The following is a 19,293-nucleotide window of genomic DNA, read 5'->3' on the forward strand; positions in this document are numbered from 1 at the left end:
TGTAGCAAAAGCAGTTTCTCAGATTCGCAGCCCCGATGCACCCCTTACTTTGAGAGATTCGGGCTAGCCGTTCGACGTCAGCGGCCGCAACGACTGGTATGTCGGTCCCCGGCAGGGTGCTGAGTTCGCCGGCCGTCTGCAGGTATTTCTTGAGGAGCCGTTCCGAAACACCATATCGCTTCTGAACCGAATTCAAGCTGATGAACTTTGCCTCGCCCCCTTTGCCGAAAAGGACCGTGGTGTCCGTCAGCGGCAGGTTTTCGAATGCATAGGATCTGATCGCATCCTTCAGAGGCTCGTAGGCGGGGTCGGCCTTCTTGTTCGCCAGAACTTCATGAAACTTGCCGAACAGCTCGTTGCCACCGTGACTGGCTCGGACGCTGTGGTGCTGACGAAAGAGATCATCGATGAAGCGGTGCAGTCCGACGGTCCCGGTCTTGAACATGTCGAATCCCTTCGCTCCCGATTCCCAGCGATCACGGTCGGATTTATCCGAGATCGTCACGGTTTTGCCGTGGAGCAAGACCATTCCCGCGAGCTCGCAGACGTCTCCGGCGACGAAAAGGGGCAACGGGTCGAGCAGGTCGTTTCCTGGTCTTCCTCCATGCAACCTTGTTCTGACGTACTCCTCAAATGCTGTGAAAGGCTGTTCCCGGATTTCCCTGCTCGCCATCGCAACATCGCGCCTGAGGTAGTCGAGCGACCAGCACAGATCATGGATATGATCCGGCTGACCGTGCGTTCCCGCGGATGCCAAGGACTGACAATGAACAGGGCAGGTTCGGATGAAGCGCGAATACCACGACTTCCTGATGTACTTTCTCGACCGGGGCTTGATGTCATGGCGCAGCTCGTCTTCAGCAAAGCACGCCGGGCAGAATTTCAGCACTCCGCGCATGTAGAACATGAAAGGGGTCTCTTCACCCGCGACCCATACCGTCTTCTCGCCGCAGCGCTTTACTGCGGCGTTATCGAGCAAATGGCGCGCGATGCCTGAAAGCTCGGAGAGTCTCGTGACCGCGTCATCGTTCCCTGCGATAACCGACCTGAAGGAAAAACCGAAGTCTTGGCAGAACTCCATCGCCGTCCTGGCGTTTGCCCAGGCAAAGCGAGAGGTGAAGCTCGTCAGGCTCTCGTCCTCCATCAACGGGACGTTGAACAGCCGTATCACTTCCGTCCCTTCTTCGATGATTTGATTGGCGCAACTGGACCCAGACTGCCGTCGCGGTTGACCGGACGAATGATGTTGCGCCAGGCGGGTTCCGCGAAGACGTTGTCATCGGTTCCTCTGCTCTTCGCCATGCGCGCGTAGGCTTCGATCCAGTTCTCCGTGCAGACTTCGTCCTGTCCCATCTCGAGGGCGTCTTCGATCGCATAGTAGATGATCTGCATGATGATGCCAAAGCGGCTGCGCGCGCCGTGCATGAGCCGCTCGATGAACTCGTGGGGCTGATCGGACGACATCCTCAGCCCCGCGCGATCCTCGACAAGAGTGTTCACGATCCACTCCACGTAAGCAGCATCTTCTTCGAACGTGGGATTTGCCACCACCAAGGGGTCCGTGCGCCGCTCCATTTGCTCTGCGGGATCCCGTTCGATCACGGCTTCAATTTCCGGCAACCCAACCAGAGCGAGGTGAACTGGCCATGATTTGTCCTGCAGCATATTCTTCATTGAATTGGCCACAAAGGCAGGACCCTTGATCTTGGGTGCCTCCAAAACATGCTGGAACTCATCGATCACGAGGAGCCGAACGCCGTAGTTCTGTAGGCTTCGGCGGAGTTTGTTGTACACGGAAGCCCCCCGACCGATGACGGTGCTCTCGTACCCGAGGCGCTCCAGGATCTCTACCGCGAGGTCGGTCATGGTGCATCCAGGTGGCGCGATCACGTAGAGGATCGGGCGCATCAGATTGCCGTAGCCGTCGTCATAGTCCTGGAGGGTGTCGAGCGACTTGAGCGCCTTCTCCACGATCGCGCTCTTGCCAGTGCCGGATTCGCCCATAATGATAAGGGCGTGGCCGGGCGCGCGCTCGTCTTGGATGCCACGCTCGAGGCGTCGGAGCTTCACCAGGAGTTCTTCGTCGTTCTTCGTCTTGAAGTATGTGCTGCGAACGCTCGCCATGAGGTCGAAGATGCGCTGGTTATTGGAATCCAGCGTCTTCCTGCCATGGCTCCGTCCGCCGCCGCTGCTCAGCTCATCCACGTGGGGTCCTCACTTCTCGTCTACTTTCCAGTCCGGATTGAACAGTCGCTTGCGCTGAGATGGCTTTGCCTCGACGCGCCCGGCATCCTCGTCATTGGCGATCCTGCGTGGGCTTGGAGTTCGCCGTCGAGCAGACGGCGTCTCGCCGTCCTCCGCATTGGCCTCCTGCCGCGCTTTGGCGAAACGGTCAGGATCAAGGGGAGTCGAGATGCTGGGTCCCACGACATCCCTGGCGCTGTGGGGAACAGACGTGGGCGGCAGCTCGGGCGGGGTGTCGTCAAACTCTGCTGGAACATAGTCTCCCCAGTCCCGATTGGCGTTCGGCTGGAAGAGGACGTTCTTGAACAAGGTCCGGTTGGCATCAAGGAGATCGGCTTCCGTGACCGCATGCGCGGCCACGTTATGCCTCTCCTCCGCAACCTTGATGTCGTGCTCAGTCTCCCTGAGGGCCCTTCGGATGCTGGCGAGATCCTTCTGCTTTTCCGCGGAGAATCGCGCGTCCATCCACCGTTTCGCGGCCTTCCAATGGGCGACCGACACGCCCTCGAATCCGGGAATGGGAGTCCTCACGGAGTAGGACCCCGCGCCGTCGGCCGTATCGAGACTGATGGCGCTGATATCCCAGATGTTGACCCGGAAGCTGACCTTGCCATCCTTGTAGTTGGCAAAGATCTTCTGGAGTCGCCTGTCGAAGTAGGGAATCCCGAGAAACTTCAAGCCATGCCGTCCGATCTTCTGGTCGCGAACTCTTACGTCGAAGATGCGCTCCTCCTTTTTATCCAGCCGCCGAACCTGGTACTTCCTGGTCATCACCGTCCATGCCTGCAGCGGCGTCATGTTGTTGATGCCCTCGTGCGGGGTGTGATGGTAGGCGTCCACGATGAGCCTGACGAGCAAACGGGCGAACTCCTCGAAATTCAATGATGCGGTCCCCTCGGAATCGTAGGCCCCACGCACGATAGGATTTCCGAAGGTTCGTCCGCTGAAGAGGTGCATGAACTTCTGGTTCTGAGTGCGAAAGTACCGTTCGATCGATCCGCGCATCTTGGCGTTGCGGACTGGTGGGATCAGATGGGTGCCGCAGAGGTTTACCACAGCCATCTGGAAGTCGCGTTGGTTGAAGGCAGAGCCGGAGTCCGTCGCCACTGTTTCGGGCAGCCCCTCCTGGGGCCACGGAGACTCGCTACCCGCGAACAATGCTACGCCTTCCTTCGGGGATACAGCCATGGCAAGGGTTTCGACCCCCGAGCGACCTCCGGGATCGGATCTCAGCAGGCGGAGCGCCAGGATACTCTTGGTTCCCACGTCGATGGCGATAGAGGCCCAGAACCGCATGGCCCTGATCTTCTTTTTCGTCTTCTCGTCCAGCAGGCCATCGAGGCCAGTGCCCTCGAGAAGGTTCATCACGTCGAGCTTGGTCTCGTCGATCTCGATGCGCTCCAAAGGCTTGTATAGTCGCTGGCCTGCTCCGGTGATCTGGAACTCGTCTTTCGCGGCGTCCAATCCCTTGTGGGCGAGTGAAAGGTGCAGGTCCGAGAGGCGTTTCTCCGCCCATCTCTGAAACGTGCGCAGCGATGGCCTGTCTCCCTCGGGCAACGGGGCAATGCGTAGGTCCTGAACGAATTTCTCAAAGTAGTCCGATGCCTCCGGTCGTTTAGCGCTGGGGACCTGAGCGATGTAGTCGTAGGCGATCTCGATTACGTCTTTGGCGAATGTCGACTTGTGGAGCGACTTGCCGCGGTAGTTCCGGATCAGAGAGTACGGATTCCCGCCGCACTCCTCGAAGCGTTTCACAAGCCGGAGGAACTGGCGCGGCGAGACCCGCGTCAAAGGATCCCAGTCATCCTTGGGCGTGCCGCCGCGCTTCGGTTTCCACATAGCGTCCCAATCCGTATAGAATTGGGCGGCTCCATCCTCTGTCTTCTTCCATGTGTCGGCGCGATAGCCCTCAAGGAACTTTGTGACCATCAGGTAGCGACTGGCGGCATAGGGCGGCAGATCCCCCTTGTCTGCTGCCTGCGCCCGTTTGAACCCATCGTCCTCTGCGAACCAGTCCGGATCGCTCTTCAGTGTCCGGTCGTGCACCATTCGGGAGATCTGCAGGTGCTCGGGTTGGAACACATCCACACCGCGGACGAACCGTCCGTTCTCATCGACCCTGGTGAAGATGTAGCCAAGGCCGTCGGGCCTCGGCTTCACGCGGTGGGGCTTCCCGTAGATCAGAACGCGATCGGTCTCGTTGAACCCGAACGTCGTGTAGTAGGCTTCATCCTCGCTCACGCGTGGTACTCCACATGCCTGATCCACGAAGTATGGGTCAGAATACTGTTGTTATCGGGAGCGAGATGCTCGATCAGACCGTCACCGATCAGGTTCCACATCGCGTTCCAGCCTGCGCCTTCATCGCCAAACTCCTCAAGGAGGCGGAAGACCCGCATGGGCTTTCCAATCTCCTTCAAGAGCTTGTAGAGCTGCGTGTAGTTGCGCGTGTTGCGAAACTTCCGCGCGCGGAGAATTTCACGCGCCCGGTAAACAAGTGCTTCAGTGATCGTCTCCTCCGTGAGCATTTCGCAACGATCCGCATGGAAAAGCAGAGTTTGGTTACGAATGTTCTTAAGGGTGCGGTCGAGTTCTCCCGACCGATCGCGATCCTTCGGTCGGCAGGCGAAGAGCACGACCTCTCCATTCGCGAATACGACGCGAAGATCGAAGAAATGCTCTTGCACGCCGCGTTCATCGACGTACGTCACCCTGTACTGCGTCTGCACGTCCACGACATCGAGGCGTGACCAGAAGTACTGGGCACATTCGAATTCAAAGAGGCTCTCGAAGTAGAGGTACGTGTTGCGACGCTTTACGCCTTCCAAGAAAGGGCGCAGGATTCTTGGCCAAGGACGACCAAGGGAAACCTTGAAGAAGCGGCCTTTTCAGACGGATAAGACCGGGGAAAAGAATGCCGCCGATGAAGCGTCTGGGGACAAACCTAAGGAGTGAGTCCGCTGGAGGATATCCCTTTGGAACGGCCGGGTCGGCGAGAGCCCGGGTCTCCCGGGTGCCCGATTGGTCGTGACAGTCTGGATTGCTCCTCAGGCGTCATCCAGCTCAGGTGTCTTCTCACGGTTCACCCACAGATTCTTCGGCACAAGCGGAGGAGCTTCGATCACGAGACGCTCAATATTGTCGGGCCAAATTAACGCCTCGTAATCTAGCGGCAGACCTCTCATCGCAGCGACCAGCGACAGGCCGACGGCCTGCGCGAGCTTCGCCGGAACGGCATTTCCAATCTGTCGGGCGGTTGCCTGCTTGCCCCCGACAAACTCCCAGTCGTCCGGGAAGTCCTGGATCCTCGCTCGCATGCGAAGGGTCAGCGGCGGCATGAATCCTTCCTTCGACGCTTCTTCCTGCGTCGGCGCATTTTCCGGAACCCCGGTCGCATCGAAGCCCATTGCAATCTGGGCTTCCTGCTCGTTTCGCCGACGTTTTCCCCGTCCGGTGACAACAGTCGTGGCCTGTGCGCCGTAAGCGATGACGTCGCCATGCCGGTTCACAACAGGATGCTCGCGCCGCTGCCGCGCCCATTCGTGCGCGCCTGTCCAGCCGTTCGCCGCCATCAGATCAAGCAGAACGTCGCCAATGTTGGCCCTCCGTCCCGGGAATGCCGGTGGCAGGCGGAACGCGTCCGCGATGTCGTCCCTGAGACCGATGATGAGCACGCGGCGACGAACTTGCGCCACCCCGTAGTCGGACGCCGATACGCGGTGGATTTCGGTGCGGTATCCCGCCTTCCGGAATCCTCTGAGTGCATTTGCGATATGATCGGAGTGCTTCTGGTGGAGCAGACCTTCGACGTTCTCGAACAGGAACCCGCGCGGGCGGATCTCGTCGACAACCCGCACACCCTCGAGCAGCAGGTCGCGAGGATCTTCCTTGCCGAGGCAGTAGCCCTCGGCCGAGTAGGGCTGGCAGGGCAGACCTCCGGCGACGAGGTCGATGTCGAGCGTTCTATAGGGCCTAAAATCGATCGTCTTCAGATCGTCCTCGATCACGGTCCAGCCCGGCCTGTTTTTTCTGAGAGTCGCCGCAGCGTGCGGATCGGATTCGACCAGAGCAACATGATCAAAGCCTGCACGCTCAAGTCCGATAGCCATGCCACCTCCGCCTGCGCAGAGCTCCACGGTCGTAGGCCTCGGATGCGGCAGCGCTACACTCCCCTTGCGAGTTCGCGAGGCCGCGGGAATGGTGCCGGCGCGTCCGGATAGAGACTGGAGGGACACGAGCCATGGATGATGGGCACCGTGCTCCCATGTGCCGACCTCGGAAGCCACGGCGAGCGTGCCTTCGGACAGGTGGGTCAGCGCCAGACGAGCCATTGCGATTTGGCGAGCGGGCGAGTTTTGCTTGTGCCTGTCGAGTGGCTGGTGGTCCGAGCCAAAGAGGTGTTCGAACTCGTCTCTCAGGTCCGCGGCGGCGTTGCGGATGTCATCGGAAAGTAGGTCATCCGCATCCCTGATCTCGATGATGCGATGGACGAACTCATACAGGCGGTACTGGAACAGGGATGCCGCGCCGGCGCCGTTTCGACGACCGGCCGCAGCCGTCAGCCTGCCATTGCGCATTGCCATTGCTTCAGATGGTGTGAGCCGGGCTTCCTTTAGGCGCTTCCTGATGGCGGAAATGTCGTTTGTGGAGATCCGAGCTCCGATGTCCATCCGCTCCAGGATCTCGGTGCGGACTTCATCATCAGCCGAGATCAACGCCCGCATGACGGGAAACGAGACCCGCGCCTTCTCAAGTACGTCCTCACTGCCTGCAAGCCTGTCGGCGAACTTGACGTAGGTGGAAAGCTCCGATGGCGGCATGTTACAGGTCACGCGCAGGAACTCCCGGGCCTCACGTTCGGAGACGACTTCGGTGAGTTTCGCCACTTCGGTCGCCATCTTGAGGATCCGATCTGTCATCTGCGACTGCAGCTCGAGGATTCTCTGTTTTGCTGCCGCAAGTGCCTCGGATCTCCGATCCATCTCTGTCTCCCGTTGTCTCATTGCGGGATGTAATATCCGAGCAGTTGTTGCGGCGCCGGTAAGCGGATGGATAAAATTCTAATGAAACTACAGTTCGCCCCGTTTGCATCAACGGGGCGTCGAAATGAATGCAGTGTTGACGAAAAGGCAATCTTTAAGTTGCACCGTAGGCGCAACCCGATCTAGTCTGACGTCGGGATTGGTGGGGATAGGATTGCTTACACAGAGTCATGCGCAGGAGAGCCTTAGTCAGGCCTATATGTATGCAGTTGCGGCCGCGGCACGCGTCTTGCTCAATGTTACCAACGTCTATGATTACGGCCTCGACGGAAGCTTCGACACGATCGAGGTACTTCAACATCCCGACAGCCACGGAAAGATTCACAATCTTCATCGGCCAACGAGACGGCCGATTTATTTCCAGCTCAAGAGCACGACTACATGGAAAATGTCGGGCGACGAAATCCTATGGTCGATGGCTGCTACGGACTACATCAAACTCGTAGCCGCAGGGACTCCCGTGGTCCCGGCGGTGCTTATCCTCCTCTGCCTGCCAACCGAGCAGGCCGAATGGGCGACTTTCAATGAGGAGTCCTTGCTGCTGAAGCGGTGCTGCTACTATACGACCGTAAAGGGCGATCTCCCGGCTCAGGTGGATACGACGAGGCAGATACGCATTCCCAGGACCCATGTGTTGAATGAAGCGAGCCTTCGGCGCATGCTGGAATCGCACAGTGCTCTTTTTCCAGCGCCAGCGGGTGGAGGTTGAAATGCAAATCACCCGCGATCTAGTCGTGCGGTATCTGGTGAACTTGGGATGGCGGCGTATCGCGTCTTCGGACAGCGCCATATTTCGGGTGGATCCGCCTGAGGTGAGCCCCTTTGGCGCTAAGAGCATCTTCTTCTCCCACAGCGCGCAACCCGAGGGGGCCGCACGTGAGGCGAGCCTCGCCATCGACATTATCCAGGACACCTACGGTAAGCCTAGGGGCGAGATCGAGAAGAGCATTCTGGCTCTCACACATGATCTACTGATTGGGAAGGTGCCGGACGAGTTTCTGCGAAACGACGCGATCGAGCTACGAGCGGTTCGTTCCTACCTCAACGGCATGAGAGGCGTCATCGCAAGCGCCGGAACAACAGAGCTCACAGGTCGACGTGCGTTTTCGAAATCGATTAAGCAAGCCTTGGACTACGCTGATCGATGTGCCTTCGAGCACACCTTCAAGAGCAGCTTCGGGCTGGCGATCGAAGCACCGCTCCGCGGTCATGTGCAGACCGCAATGGAATTCGGCTCGGATAAGGTTCCGCTCGGCCGCCGTGTCGTGCAACGTATCGCGTTCGGCTTGGCAAGCCTGCAGGAAGCAGTTCGTGTCGATGATCCAGAACCCATCCTTGAACGTCCCGACGGTTTAAATGCAGGCATGTGCAAGGACATGCTCGCGATCATCGAGCAGTCTGGTCTTCCGAGGATAGATCTCGCCATCACATGGTCGCCCGAAGTATCTCCGCCGTCCCTTGATACGAGTTCGCTCGTCCTCGAGACGCGGCAGATACCAGTTCTGGAACGTGCGCGTGAACACCTGTTAAAGGACGACGATGCAATTCCTGCGACTGTCGTAGGCAGGGTGGTTGACCTTCACTCCTCCGGAAATCCAGCCGATGATGAAGATGATGGCAAGCAATCAATTCAGGTCCGCTGGGATTCACCCGAGTACGGCGTCAGAAAGGTACTGGTGCGGTTGGATATGAAGCTGTACCGCACCGCCTACGAGGCGCACGGCCGCGGCGACCTGATCAGCGTAGAGGGGATGCTGTCCCAGAAGCATACCTGGCGCCTGGAGCGAGTGAAAAAACTGGAAGTGCTGCGGCCAGCCTCATCCTGAGCGGAGTGATGCAGGCACCGCAGCCCGGTTGCCGGCATGGACTGTCGCAGTGCTGTGACCACACCCAAGCTGACCGATCCCGGAGGCAGGAGCGCAAAGCAGGTGTTTCTCGATAGGCGGGATCTCGCTCTCCGAACTTGAAGGATTTTGTCGATTAACCAGCGATGTCATCTCTGATGAAGCGCGACTCAGCTATTGATGGCAATAGTTCTGTCGCAACATCAGAGTATGGACCATGCCTTTCCCCGTCGAACCTGAATTCGTCGATGAACGAGGGCTATTCGTCGTGCAGGACACTTTCCTTCGTTCGACTATCCTGCCTCTGTTCTCTTTCGATCCCGGCGACCCGCAACACCGACCTCAAGGTCACGGAACAACATTCCGGGTTGATCCGTGGCGCGGATGTGCCACGGCATTTCACGTCATCGAAGACCTGCTGAAAGCGCAGGACGGCGCTCTGGTTCTCCGCAAGGACATTCGTCTTGTGGCATTGGAGGTGCCGCCGATAACCTACGGGTCGATGCCAGTAACACCGGACTGCTGGAAGCCTTTCAAGGGGATGGCATCGCTGGGTGGCATCCTCAGTCCCCCGTTTGGGCAGCCGCGAGTAATGAACATGACCGAGCTGGCGGCTATCCAGATCGATCCCCCCAATGACCCGGAGTATGCGCGATCGTTCCTGCCGCTGGATGCCCGTTGGACACCCCGCATCGGGGAAAGGGTGATGGCCCTCGGTTTTGCCGGCCTCGATCTCGACGATCGTGAGGAGGGTCCCGACCGCGCTATCCGGCAATACTTGTATGGATCGATCGGTACGATTTTCGAGGCCACACCGGTGAATCCTGCAAGTAGCAGACCATGGCCGACCTTCAGGGTTGAAGCAGAATGGCCAGGCGGCATGAGCGGCGGCCCTGTCTTCAGCGAGGCTGGCAACGTCGTCGGGCTGGTCAGCACAGGGATCGTTGGCGGCGGAGTTGGCACCGCCACACCGTTCTCAGGATGGGATGTGGCGGAAAGGACATTCCTCACTGTCGATCTCATCAACCCGGGAAGGCTCAGGTGCTGGGTCGCTTTCGATGCCGATGAAAACCTAATCGCGTTCGCTGCAACTGAGAGCGATTTGCGGCAAGGCACGATAAATGCTCCGGTGGCGGAAACGTTGTTCGCTTCCTTCAACCCTGTCTCGGGGGATTACATCAGCCTTCCGATTCCGACATTGCGCTGAGGTATGAAATTGAAGGCCGCTAGATCCAAGCCGCTTGCTCAACGATCACAGACGTCACCGCGTGATCGCCGCCTCTGGTGCTCCGGCAACAACGAAGCCTTCGTCTTTCAACCGGGCAAGAAGCTTCATTGCATGGAGTGCCTGTGAATCTGTAGGTAGGCGCTGGGGTATAGTCGCACATATCTGAACGATCTGCAGATCCTTGGGCGTCAATCGCTTCTTCGCCCGTCCCCATTCGAGTACTTTGGACCAATAGGCGCCACCAAGCGTAACCGCTTCGCTCTGTGCATTGATGCCATCGGTCAAGGCTCTTTCTGAACGAGCATCACGTACATTGGATCGCGCGCTTTCGATCAGGACGAGGCAACTTTCGAGGCTGTCGCCATACTGAAGTTCTTCGGACTTCAAACGGTTCCAGCAAGCCTGCTGCTTCGCCCATTCCGACATGTTGCGTACGCCTGCAGGTGGGTGAGTGATCACATGATGGGCCGCAGCAGCCGCGACCAGAAGGGCATCAACCAGTGCATCCGGAACGGTCTGGCGACGCCAGATCGTATCCAGATCGAGCACCTCCTTCTCGCCATTCGCATCATGGAACAGCTTGGCCATCGCGTACGTCACGACGTTAGCGCGATACCCTCCCTCATACCATGGCTGCTTGGGGACTTCGGTCTCGAGTTTCCTGAAAATCAAAGCCTTCGAGATCAGGCGCTTGTACCAGAGGTCATCGTATTTTGCGTCGCTTTTTGACCAACTGTCACCGATCTCCTTCGCGAATTCGGCGAAGTTCTTCTGTGCGCCGCGCGAGACAATATGGGGGTACCCCGATGCAGAGAACACGAATTTGGCCAAGTCTGTTTTCGAGAAGAGCTTGGTCTTGGGAAATTCGAGGTCGAACTTCTTCTGCTGTGTCGGTTTGAGCTTCGCGCGCTCATTGATGTACTGGCCGCGCGACCGCTCGTAAAACCATTTGCTGTCATGCCGCTCGTTATCGGGGGCGGCGAAGATTGTACCGCGCGAAATCTGTTCCATGCGTACATGGAACGGATGATTGGAGAAGAAGTCCGCTGCGTTGACCTTGTTCTGGGTGTTGGCGAATTCGGAAATTTTCGGGACAATCTCTTCCGATCTATCTGGCGGGACTACGGTCAGCTTCATTTGCACGAATACCCGGTCGAGCTGTTCCTTCGCCAACCTCAGTGAAGCGTGTATCGATCCCGTTGTCTGTGCTCCGTTCACGATTTGCAGATTGTTGATCGATGAGACCGCCAAGCCCGAAGACGTCCGGACGCAAGTCACCCCATCGGCAGTGGCAGAGAGGCCATTATTGTACGGGAAGAACAGTTCCGGTGCGTCCTTAATCGTCTTCTGGATGCCCTTGTTGGTCTTCGCGCGCGCTTGGAGGAAGGATCGGACGTTCGCCTCCAGCAGGCGGGCACCCCATCTATCGTAGATGCTCGCGAGCTGGTGGCCAGGAACGATCATGAGATAGCTTTCGAGGGCAGCATTGTCCTGGGAAGCTTTCAACGCGGGGAGGGCGCCACCAAAATCCTTTTCGAAATCGATAAGCATGTCGGCGCGGGACTGACCCAAGCGCTCGTAACGTTCAAAGCGGGCAAGGTCCCATACCGAGTAGGTTACCGGAACCTGTTCCTTGTTATCCAGCTTTACCGTGTCATCACGCCCTACATATTGCCTGTTCGAGACAAGGATAAGCTTGACTTTCGACACATGCTGCCACGTGGCAATTATCAGATCGGATACTTGGAAGGCTGGATTGACCTCGTTGAGACCATCCCGGAATTTTTCGGAGCGCGCTTTGCCAAGGAACCGGATCAATGGATTGAGGAGAGGCGCGAGTTCGCTTTTTCCAAATGTCCGGACCTCGTCGGAATCGACAAAATCGCATACTATGAGCCCAAGGGTGCCGTCATTGTCTCGCGGGTCGCCGGAATAGCCATCAATGCGGATCTTTTTCCCGCCGTCGGTATCCTGAAAAAAGGCCCGGTCGGCAGCTTCCAGTTCGCCAGCTTCCGTCAGCCTTTCAGCCATTCTGTCGAAGAATGCCTCGATCATGAGGATGCCGCTTGTGTCGGCTTCGCGACGGACGTCTGCCATCAGGTTCTGATGATATTCCTCAAGCTCGCTCATCAGGCCCTTCCTCAAACAGCGTTGCACGTACAGTTGCCCAGTCCGTATTGAAGGGCGCACAGGCATCAAGAGAGAGGGAATAGCTCAAGTTCGACACTCCAAGGGGTACTGGCGCCGCCAGCCTGGGGAAGGGATCCTCCACCGCGAAAAATTCGGCCTCGGATGCCTGCCAATGCCAAGCTGAGTAGTCATGCATCGGATCATATCCGGCATCTGCCAGTCGAAGATCGAACTGCGGGATAGCGGATGGTGCAGTGCGCTCCAGTGTTCTCGCCAACGCGGCCACATGGTCGGCAAGCGTCAAACCGTTCGGTGATTGAACCTTGTCGACCGTCAGAACGGCGAGCCAGAGCCTGCGGCCTTCAACCTCGGCAAGTTGATATTCGTTTGAGATCTTGACGAAAGGCTGCGAGGCACCACGCCGCGCCTTTACCTCGATACAATCAGACCTCAGTTCGAAATCTTTCGGCGCCCCCGAAGGACCTGTCCACGTCTCGATTGCGGCCTTTGCTCCCATATTCTCAACGAGGAGCTTGAGTATCTTCAATTCGCCGATGAGGCCTTTCTGCGCTTCTTCAGGGAGGAGGTCATCCTTTCCTCCGCGAAGAAGGTGATGCCAGCGAAATGTACGTCCGATCGCCTTTTGGAGTGCAGCCGCTTCGTCTTCCGCCGTTTCCGCAGCCGCAACGACGTCCCGGCAGAGAGTTTCGAACAGTTCCACTTGGGCGGCATCGTTGAGACGGATGTATAGGATTGGCCCGCCCGGTAGTGTCTGGAAGTGAATGTCGAGGCTTCGGAGCTTCGGCAGGTCGGGTAGCGGACTTGGCAACTGGGAAAGCTGCAACACCAAAGCTGCGTCTGATCGCGTGAGAACGGCCCAGAAAAAATTCCAGCGACCCGACGCATTCACTCGTCTTGTATCGACCTTGCCCGCCTCAAGTCCGGCCCAAGGCGTATTATTCAGGATCACCAAAGGCCTCCTCCTCGACTTCTTCTTCCCCGAACATCTCCCGCATGCGTATGGTGTTGACGACGTAGTCGACCGTCCCTCCCTGGATGTTCGAAGGAGGGAAGTAGATGCCCCACGCGAGCACATCCTCGGGAAGCCGTTGCTTGAGCTCTTCATCGCCGATTTCGGGATGAACGAAGCGGAGGATCATAAGGGGCCGTCGCCCTTCGATCTCAATGAAAATACGTGGAGGCAGTGTGCCCGACGCTGACTTGCCTTGGTCTCGAATGTAATTGCTCTTGGCGATTCCGATCTGATCTTCTGTCAAGCCCTCGCGCTCGTCGCCCGGTGAGCCGACACGACGGCTTGCTCCGCTGATCGCAAGTGTCCCGGCCTTCAAATTATCCGGTCCTACAGCACGGTTGAACGGCTTCATCTGAAGGCTACCGAGGTTTGGCGGGTCGACGCTATCCTCTTTCTGAGCGCTTGCGAAAAGAACGTCCCAATCCTTCAGTTCGGCTTCCGAGCGAGCTTCTATGTAATCTCCCATCAGCCGCGGATCGGTCAGCGGATCGGCCGGATCTGCGCGGAATATGTTCAGAAAATTGCGGACCAGTTCGACAGGAACGGCCTTGAAGAGATGTCCTCGAGGCCGCTCCTCGAAATGTGCCCCGCTGGCTTTGATTGCTTTTGCCAGCGCGATGCCCGCGGATCTGTTTCTGGCAAGCTGATCGCCGTCATTCTTAATGCGCGTTGTTTCGACCAGCCTGCCCGCAAGTCCGACCCTGACAGGGATTTGCTTGCCGCTGCCCATCTTGTTGCGCGCGGTGACTATCAGGGTCTCTGGATGGCTACGGACAGCTAGACCGAATTGCTCGGGCGTCGCCTTCACCAGTTCCATGCGCTTGAGCTGCGCCTGCAGATCTTCCATGGCCTCCTGGATGTGCGAGTACCAGCCGACCCCATCTGCTGGAATCCATAGCCTGCAAAGGTCCTCGTACCCTGGCCTGTAACCAAACCACCGACCCATTTGCATGAGCGTGTCGTACATCATGGAGTTTCGAAGGAAATAGCTCGTCGTAAGTCCTTCAAGTGTAAGGCCGCGTGAAAGCGAGAATCCCCCAACTGCGATCACTGTGACGCCATGCTCGCCACCCTTCTCATAAACAAGCGCTTCCGAACGCTTCGAAGCATTCACCTCGATGACGCGCGCAGCAATCAATACTTCGTGTAGTCGGGCTTGGATCGCAGGCCAGTCCGCGTTCTCCAGATCCGCGTACTCTGTTTCCCAGATACGATGAAGGGCGGCGATCTCCGGGTTTGCGAGTGCAGCCCTGCCTTTGCCGGCGTCTACTGTCACGGCATCCCGGATACGACCGACAATGTCACTGATCCGCGACCGCAATCTCCCCTGGACGTCTGTGAACCGCGAGACATTCACCAGCATCGAGGCATGGGATGCCTGCTGCCCTCTGATGTTGCGGATGGCGCGCGCGACCAGAAATGCCCGCACCGCATCAATGAGGCTTTCGGGCAGAGTATCGACCGAATGGTCGATCTTGTGCTTTATAGGAAAGATGTCCTCATTGTCGGCAATGAGCCGAACATGCTTAGTACGTGCGTCAATGAATACCTTCTGTGCGCCAAAGTAGTTCGAAGGCGCATCGAGGCCGATGATGAAGTGTCGGGGAAATAGGTCCTGCTTGAATGTCTCGTCGTCGGTGTCGGGATCGATCAGGATGTTCGCAAACGGGGTCGCCGTGTAACCAACGTAACAGCTTCTGTGGAAAAGTGACAGCAGTTCGCGGATTTGACCGTTGATTCGCGTAATCTCTTCCTTGCTGTAGGCGGTGTTGATCGAAGCGTTGTCAGCTTCATCGTCGATCAGCAGCATCGGCTGCTGCACCATCTGCGTGCCTTGGCTGACTGAATGCTCCTTCAGCCACTCCAGCAGGTTTTTCAGCGTGCTCGAATTCTTCTTGATTACCAACACAACGGGAACATTGTACTGGCCTATCTGGCTGGTATTGGTCGTCGCTGTCGCCTTGTTGAAGTCGCGCAAGGTGTTGGTGAGAGAGACCGGGAATTCTCGCTGATCGAAGGTGCCCACACCGATGATCTTCTGCCGCTGAGCCTTGTTCGCATGCGCAAGGCGACCGGTGTCCCGGCCAATGAATCCTTCGTCGATCCGCATCTGCGTCTGATTACGAAGATTGTTATGGATCCCGGCGATTACCACGATTAGCCGGTATCCGGCATCAGCCGCCTTGCAGATGAGCCCGGTGTAGTTCGCCGTCTTCCCGCTCTGGACATGGCCTACCACCATTCCCCGGCGGCCCCAAGGATTCAGGTTCCGCGGATTTCCAAGCCTATCGAGCACGCGATCCGTGACTTCATCGGTGGCGTCGATGACAGATTTGGGCAGCCCCTGTAGGCTGAGTAGCTGCCGATACCGGCCCCAGTAGAAGTTCCCGATCTCGCCGTTGATCTTCGCATCATGAAGCCACGGACGGAAATCTTCCGCGTCAACGATCGCGCCCAGCCCCATGCTGATGCCGTGCTTCTCTTCGATGAGGCGCGCAAGATCTTCAGCTTCGTCGGCGCTCACCTTCCCGGAAAACATTGGGGTATCGCGCAGTTGCGCGATAATGTCTCTGATCGATTGCGCCGTATGGGGACCCTGTTGCGAAGCCATGAACATTGCGGTCATGCCTTCAAGGCTGCTCAGTATCTGGTTCATTTAGCTCGATTAGCCTCGATAATGGCGTCTATGATTCGCTGGGTGTCGGACCACGCGGTCCGAAATGGATCGACATCTCTCATCAAGGCGACGATATCTTTGAGTTCCTTTTTGGCAGCCAGAAGGACGGAAAGGGTCGCCTGCACTGCTTGAGTGAGCGTATCCTCATCCACACGGTCCGGCACGACGTCCTCGGCGACAGCCGCCATATCCGCATGTAGCGTCTCAACTGGCAAAGATGCACCAACGAGACTGATGCAATTGAAGAAACCTCGCCGAAGATGTTCCGGGAGATTTTCGGCATACTCGGCGAAGATTGGATGTTCGGTGTTCGGCCTGTAGCGGATCTGTCCATCGGACTGAATTCTGTGCCACAGAGGTAATCGGTCGTGATCGACCAGCTTCTGCCCGCGTTTCCGGTAGGTGCGTTTGGACCCTTCCTGAATGCGTTCGATCACCTTCTTCAATCGGTCGCGAACCGCTGGAGGAAGCTGGGCCGAAGACTTTTTGACATCGATTTTCCAGTCGCTGTCCATGCTGTTGGAAATGTCGATCCTTACCCGCGACAACTTCGTTAGTTCGGACTGGCGGCAAAGCCCGAACCACGTGCCATGCAAGATCAAGCGTTCGCCTCGATACACGTAGAACCCCTGAGATTTCAGATGTCCCTCAGGCCCGCCGAGGTCATCCCAATCCGGGGTGCTCATCTGTTTGTGGTGAGGAATTGTGAAGCTTTGGATCTCGACATCGCCCTGCGGAAGGCTGATGATTTCCTCCGGATCGGCGATGGTGGCAGAGTTCTTGCGTGCGAATGGATCCAGTGGGCGAAGCTGTCGACCGTTCAGAAGTATCCTGATTGGTTTTGGATCTTCCAGGAAACGGTGGAATACCAATCGCAGGTGGCGCTCGGTTTCCGTCAAACGTTGATTTATTGTCTCTGCTCGTTTCGCGGCGTTCAGCTTGTAGCCGCCGCTCAAACGGTCAAGCTTTTCCCAGAGTACTAGGGTTCCGCTCTTGCCGAGCTGATCAGCACATCGGATTGCCTCTATATCGTCCAGAAGCTGAACGGACCACTCGTTGCGGCGAGCGACATCATCCAGGTCCCAAACGGCAGCCGACGTGATCCCGTTGGTGCGCGTAACGACCGTCAACCTACGGCATTGCGAGAAACTTGCACTCTTGAGGCCGAGCCCAAAGCGACCGAGATCGGCTTTTTCCCGAGTATCGAGGGGATTCCGGCTACCGGGACGCATAGCTGCCACCAACTCGTCCTCGGTCATTCCGATGCCGTCATCAGCAATCGCGATGAATGGATCTTCCGAAAATGTCTCCGTCAGTATCTGGATCCGGCGGGCGCAGGCGGTAATCGAGTTGTCAACGATATCGGAGATCGCGGTTTCAAGCGAATAGCCGATGTCTCTCAAGCCTTCGATCAATGCTGCAGCATGCGGTGTCGCGTCCGCCCTTCTAGCCACGAATCCTTGCTGCATCCACGAATCCTAACGAGTCCTTGAACTACCTTCGCGCGAAAAGTGGGGGATCGCAATATAGACTTAGGGTAAGATTATGAGTTCGTGCGAGTAAGCGAAGCGTAAACAAGATGTGCGATTTGCCGGGCAAGGAACGGCGGCACGGCATTCCCAACCTGAACGTATTGCTGCGTGCGATTTCCCATAAAGAAATAGTCGTCTGGAAACGTCTGAAGGCGAGCTGCTTCCCGCACCGTCAGACTGCGGCACTGAGCTGGATCGGGATGGATGAAATAGTGGCCGTCTTTCGAAATGTGGCTTGTGACCGTCGTCGATGCTTCGTTGGAGAGCTGAACTCGGAAACGGTCGGCGAAGATTCCGCTGTCCCAATTGCGGTGGTTTGGCCGAAGGATCTCAGGGAATTTCGAGGCCTTCGGGCTGTAACCATGCACCTTTCCGAATACGGCGGCAAACAGATATCGACAAAGATCCGATGCCATGTGACCGCGCGTGGCATGCTGAGCAACAGAAAGAAGTTCCGGACGCTCAAGCCATTGGAGCAATTCATCGTTGGATCTTCCGTAGCCGCTTGGGAGAGTGGCCGACGAGCGAGCCAACGGCAACATCTGCTGGAATTGGTCCATCAGACCACGGAGGGGTTGTTCCAGGGCAACGTCAGCACTGGAGGCCAAGATCTTGGCGGAGTCGAATAAGTAGTCGCTCCATCTCTCGAAGCTGTCTCCGGACCCGCTGATCCCACTGCGAAGGCGCCCCAGGGTGCTGATGGCGTCCTCGACCGTTCTGCGTTTTTCGCTGACTGGAACGCTCGCAGCCGAAGCGCGGGAAGCCAGGTCAGCTCGGATGCCGATGATGATCACTCGATGCCGTCGCTGTGGTACGCCAAACTCCTCTGCTTTCACTACAAAGTCGGACGGTTTCCTCGCTTGACGAAGAGTTGCTTGACCGTTCTCCACATGTACGGCGAAGAGCTCGTAGATATGGCCGTGCCTCGTACCCAACGAGGACAGGTCTTCCATCAGCATTTCGAAAACGCGGCGACTCTCTACGGTGGACGACAGCATGCCCTTAACGTTTTCCATCACGAACGCCGATGGTCTCAGGCGTTCCAGGACCCGTATGTATTCCCGGAAAAGGTAATGACGCTCGTCTTGTTCCGGTACATAGTCGCGTTTGCCGTTCGCTCGAGCTCGTCCAACCAGCGAATATGCTTGGCAAGGCGGCCCACCAATGAGAATGGTGTCATCAAACTTCTGAAGTCCGGCGATCGCCTCATCTATCGCTTCGGACGCGGCAGTCGTTCCGAGTTCGAGCTGTCTGGCCTCTCTCGATGCGTGATCCCAGGCGCCGTTGCCAACCAGGGCCCAATCCGGCTCTCCCACGGCGCAAGCATGAAAGTTGACGAACTCGGCCGGGAGTTTCCCATGCTCGGCGCGAAATGCTCTCAAGAAGGCGCGCAGCCGCAAGGTTTTATGCGCGGACGCATCCTTTTCTACGGAGATGCCGATACTAAATGGATCATGTTGGTCAACCGACAGAGATGAGAACCCTTCACCTAATCCACCCGGCCCAGCGAAGAGATCAATGATACCGAAAGTGGCAGGCAAGAACGACTCCTGATCGAATATG

Annotated in this window: 13 protein-coding genes; 3 read left to right on the plus strand and 10 right to left on the minus strand. The window is 57.5% G+C overall.

The window, feature by feature from the left end; translation table 11 throughout:
* From OS035_RS18225 to OS035_RS18245, 5 genes are all read right to left on the minus strand, one after another.
* Positions 1-1,171, minus strand: a 1,171-nt coding sequence (locus tag OS035_RS18225) for a TniQ family protein (protein WP_331813950.1), incomplete at its 3' end; no start/stop codon positions are given.
* Positions 1,168-2,205, minus strand: a complete 1,038-nt coding sequence (locus tag OS035_RS18230) for a TniB family NTP-binding protein (RefSeq protein WP_331813951.1) — start codon at positions 2,203-2,205, stop codon at positions 1,168-1,170. The genes OS035_RS18230 and OS035_RS18225, both read right to left, overlap by 4 nt.
* A gap of 9 nt (positions 2,206-2,214) precedes the next feature.
* The gene (locus tag OS035_RS18235) at positions 2,215-4,485 is read right to left on the minus strand and encodes a hypothetical protein (RefSeq protein WP_331813952.1); all 2,271 of its coding nucleotides are present in this window, start codon (positions 4,483-4,485) and stop codon (positions 2,215-2,217) included.
* Positions 4,482-5,072, minus strand: coding sequence for a hypothetical protein (locus OS035_RS18240; protein ID WP_331813953.1), 591 nt, complete (start codon positions 5,070-5,072; stop codon positions 4,482-4,484). Before OS035_RS18240 ends, OS035_RS18235 begins: the two co-directional genes overlap by 4 nt.
* Positions 5,073-5,291: 219 nt before the next feature.
* Entirely contained in the window at positions 5,292-7,226 is a 1,935-nt protein-coding gene (locus OS035_RS18245) for a DNA cytosine methyltransferase (protein ID WP_331813954.1), read from the minus strand.
* A 214-nt stretch (positions 7,227-7,440) separates the two neighbouring features.
* On the opposite strand from OS035_RS18245, the gene OS035_RS18250 reads away from it, so the two are divergent.
* The 3 genes from OS035_RS18250 (at position 7,441) to OS035_RS18260 (ending at position 10,337) form a co-directional block, all read left to right on the plus strand.
* Positions 7,441-7,995, plus strand: a complete 555-nt coding sequence (locus OS035_RS18250; RefSeq protein WP_331813955.1) for a DUF4365 domain-containing protein — start codon at positions 7,441-7,443, stop codon at positions 7,993-7,995.
* A gap of 1 nt (position 7,996) precedes the next feature.
* A complete protein-coding gene (locus OS035_RS18255) occupies positions 7,997-9,112 on the plus strand; it encodes a hypothetical protein (RefSeq protein ID WP_331813956.1) in 1,116 nt (371 codons plus the stop codon).
* A gap of 235 nt (positions 9,113-9,347) precedes the next feature.
* Positions 9,348-10,337: a S1 family peptidase gene (locus OS035_RS18260; RefSeq protein ID WP_331813957.1), complete on the plus strand. Its 990-nt coding sequence runs from the start codon at positions 9,348-9,350 to the stop codon at positions 10,335-10,337.
* A 54-nt stretch (positions 10,338-10,391) separates the two neighbouring features.
* Here the strand turns inward: OS035_RS18260 and OS035_RS18265 are convergent, their stop codons facing one another.
* From OS035_RS18265 to OS035_RS18285, 5 genes are all read right to left on the minus strand, one after another.
* Positions 10,392-12,488 (minus strand): AIPR family protein, encoded by a 2,097-nt coding sequence (locus tag OS035_RS18265; RefSeq protein WP_331813958.1) that lies wholly within the window; start codon positions 12,486-12,488, stop codon positions 10,392-10,394.
* Entirely contained in the window at positions 12,475-13,458 is a 984-nt protein-coding gene (locus OS035_RS18270; protein ID WP_331813991.1) for a PD-(D/E)XK motif protein, read from the minus strand. Before OS035_RS18270 ends, OS035_RS18265 begins: the two co-directional genes overlap by 14 nt.
* Entirely contained in the window at positions 13,445-16,177 is a 2,733-nt protein-coding gene (locus OS035_RS18275) for a Z1 domain-containing protein (RefSeq protein ID WP_331813959.1), read from the minus strand. The genes OS035_RS18270 and OS035_RS18275 overlap by 14 nt, the downstream gene beginning before the upstream one ends.
* Positions 16,174-17,667, minus strand: a complete 1,494-nt coding sequence (locus OS035_RS18280) for an ATP-binding protein (RefSeq protein WP_331813960.1) — start codon at positions 17,665-17,667, stop codon at positions 16,174-16,176. The genes OS035_RS18275 and OS035_RS18280 overlap by 4 nt, the downstream gene beginning before the upstream one ends.
* Before the next feature lie 74 nt (positions 17,668-17,741).
* On the minus strand, positions 17,742-19,271 hold the full coding sequence (locus tag OS035_RS18285; RefSeq protein ID WP_331813961.1) for a DNA cytosine methyltransferase: 1,530 nt from the start codon (positions 19,269-19,271) through the stop codon (positions 17,742-17,744).
* Positions 19,272-19,293 lie beyond the last annotated feature (22 nt).

The organism is Rhizobium sp. 268, from assembly GCF_036571585.1.
Classification (GTDB): domain Bacteria; phylum Pseudomonadota; class Alphaproteobacteria; order Rhizobiales; family Rhizobiaceae; genus Rhizobium; species Rhizobium redzepovicii.

Coding starts and splice junctions, on each gene's coding strand:
- OS035_RS18245 (WP_331813954.1), bottom strand. CDS start 7,226: ATGGATCGGAGATCCGAGGCACTTGCGGCAGCAAAACAGAGAATCCTC.
- OS035_RS18255 (WP_331813956.1), top strand. CDS start 7,997: ATGCAAATCACCCGCGATCTAGTCGTGCGGTATCTGGTGAACTTGGGA.
- OS035_RS18260 (WP_331813957.1), top strand. CDS start 9,348: ATGCCTTTCCCCGTCGAACCTGAATTCGTCGATGAACGAGGGCTATTC.
- OS035_RS18265 (WP_331813958.1), bottom strand. CDS start 12,488: ATGAGCGAGCTTGAGGAATATCATCAGAACCTGATGGCAGACGTCCGT.
- OS035_RS18275 (WP_331813959.1), bottom strand. CDS start 16,177: ATGAACCAGATACTGAGCAGCCTTGAAGGCATGACCGCAATGTTCATG.
- OS035_RS18280 (WP_331813960.1), bottom strand. CDS start 17,667: ATGCAGCAAGGATTCGTGGCTAGAAGGGCGGACGCGACACCGCATGCT.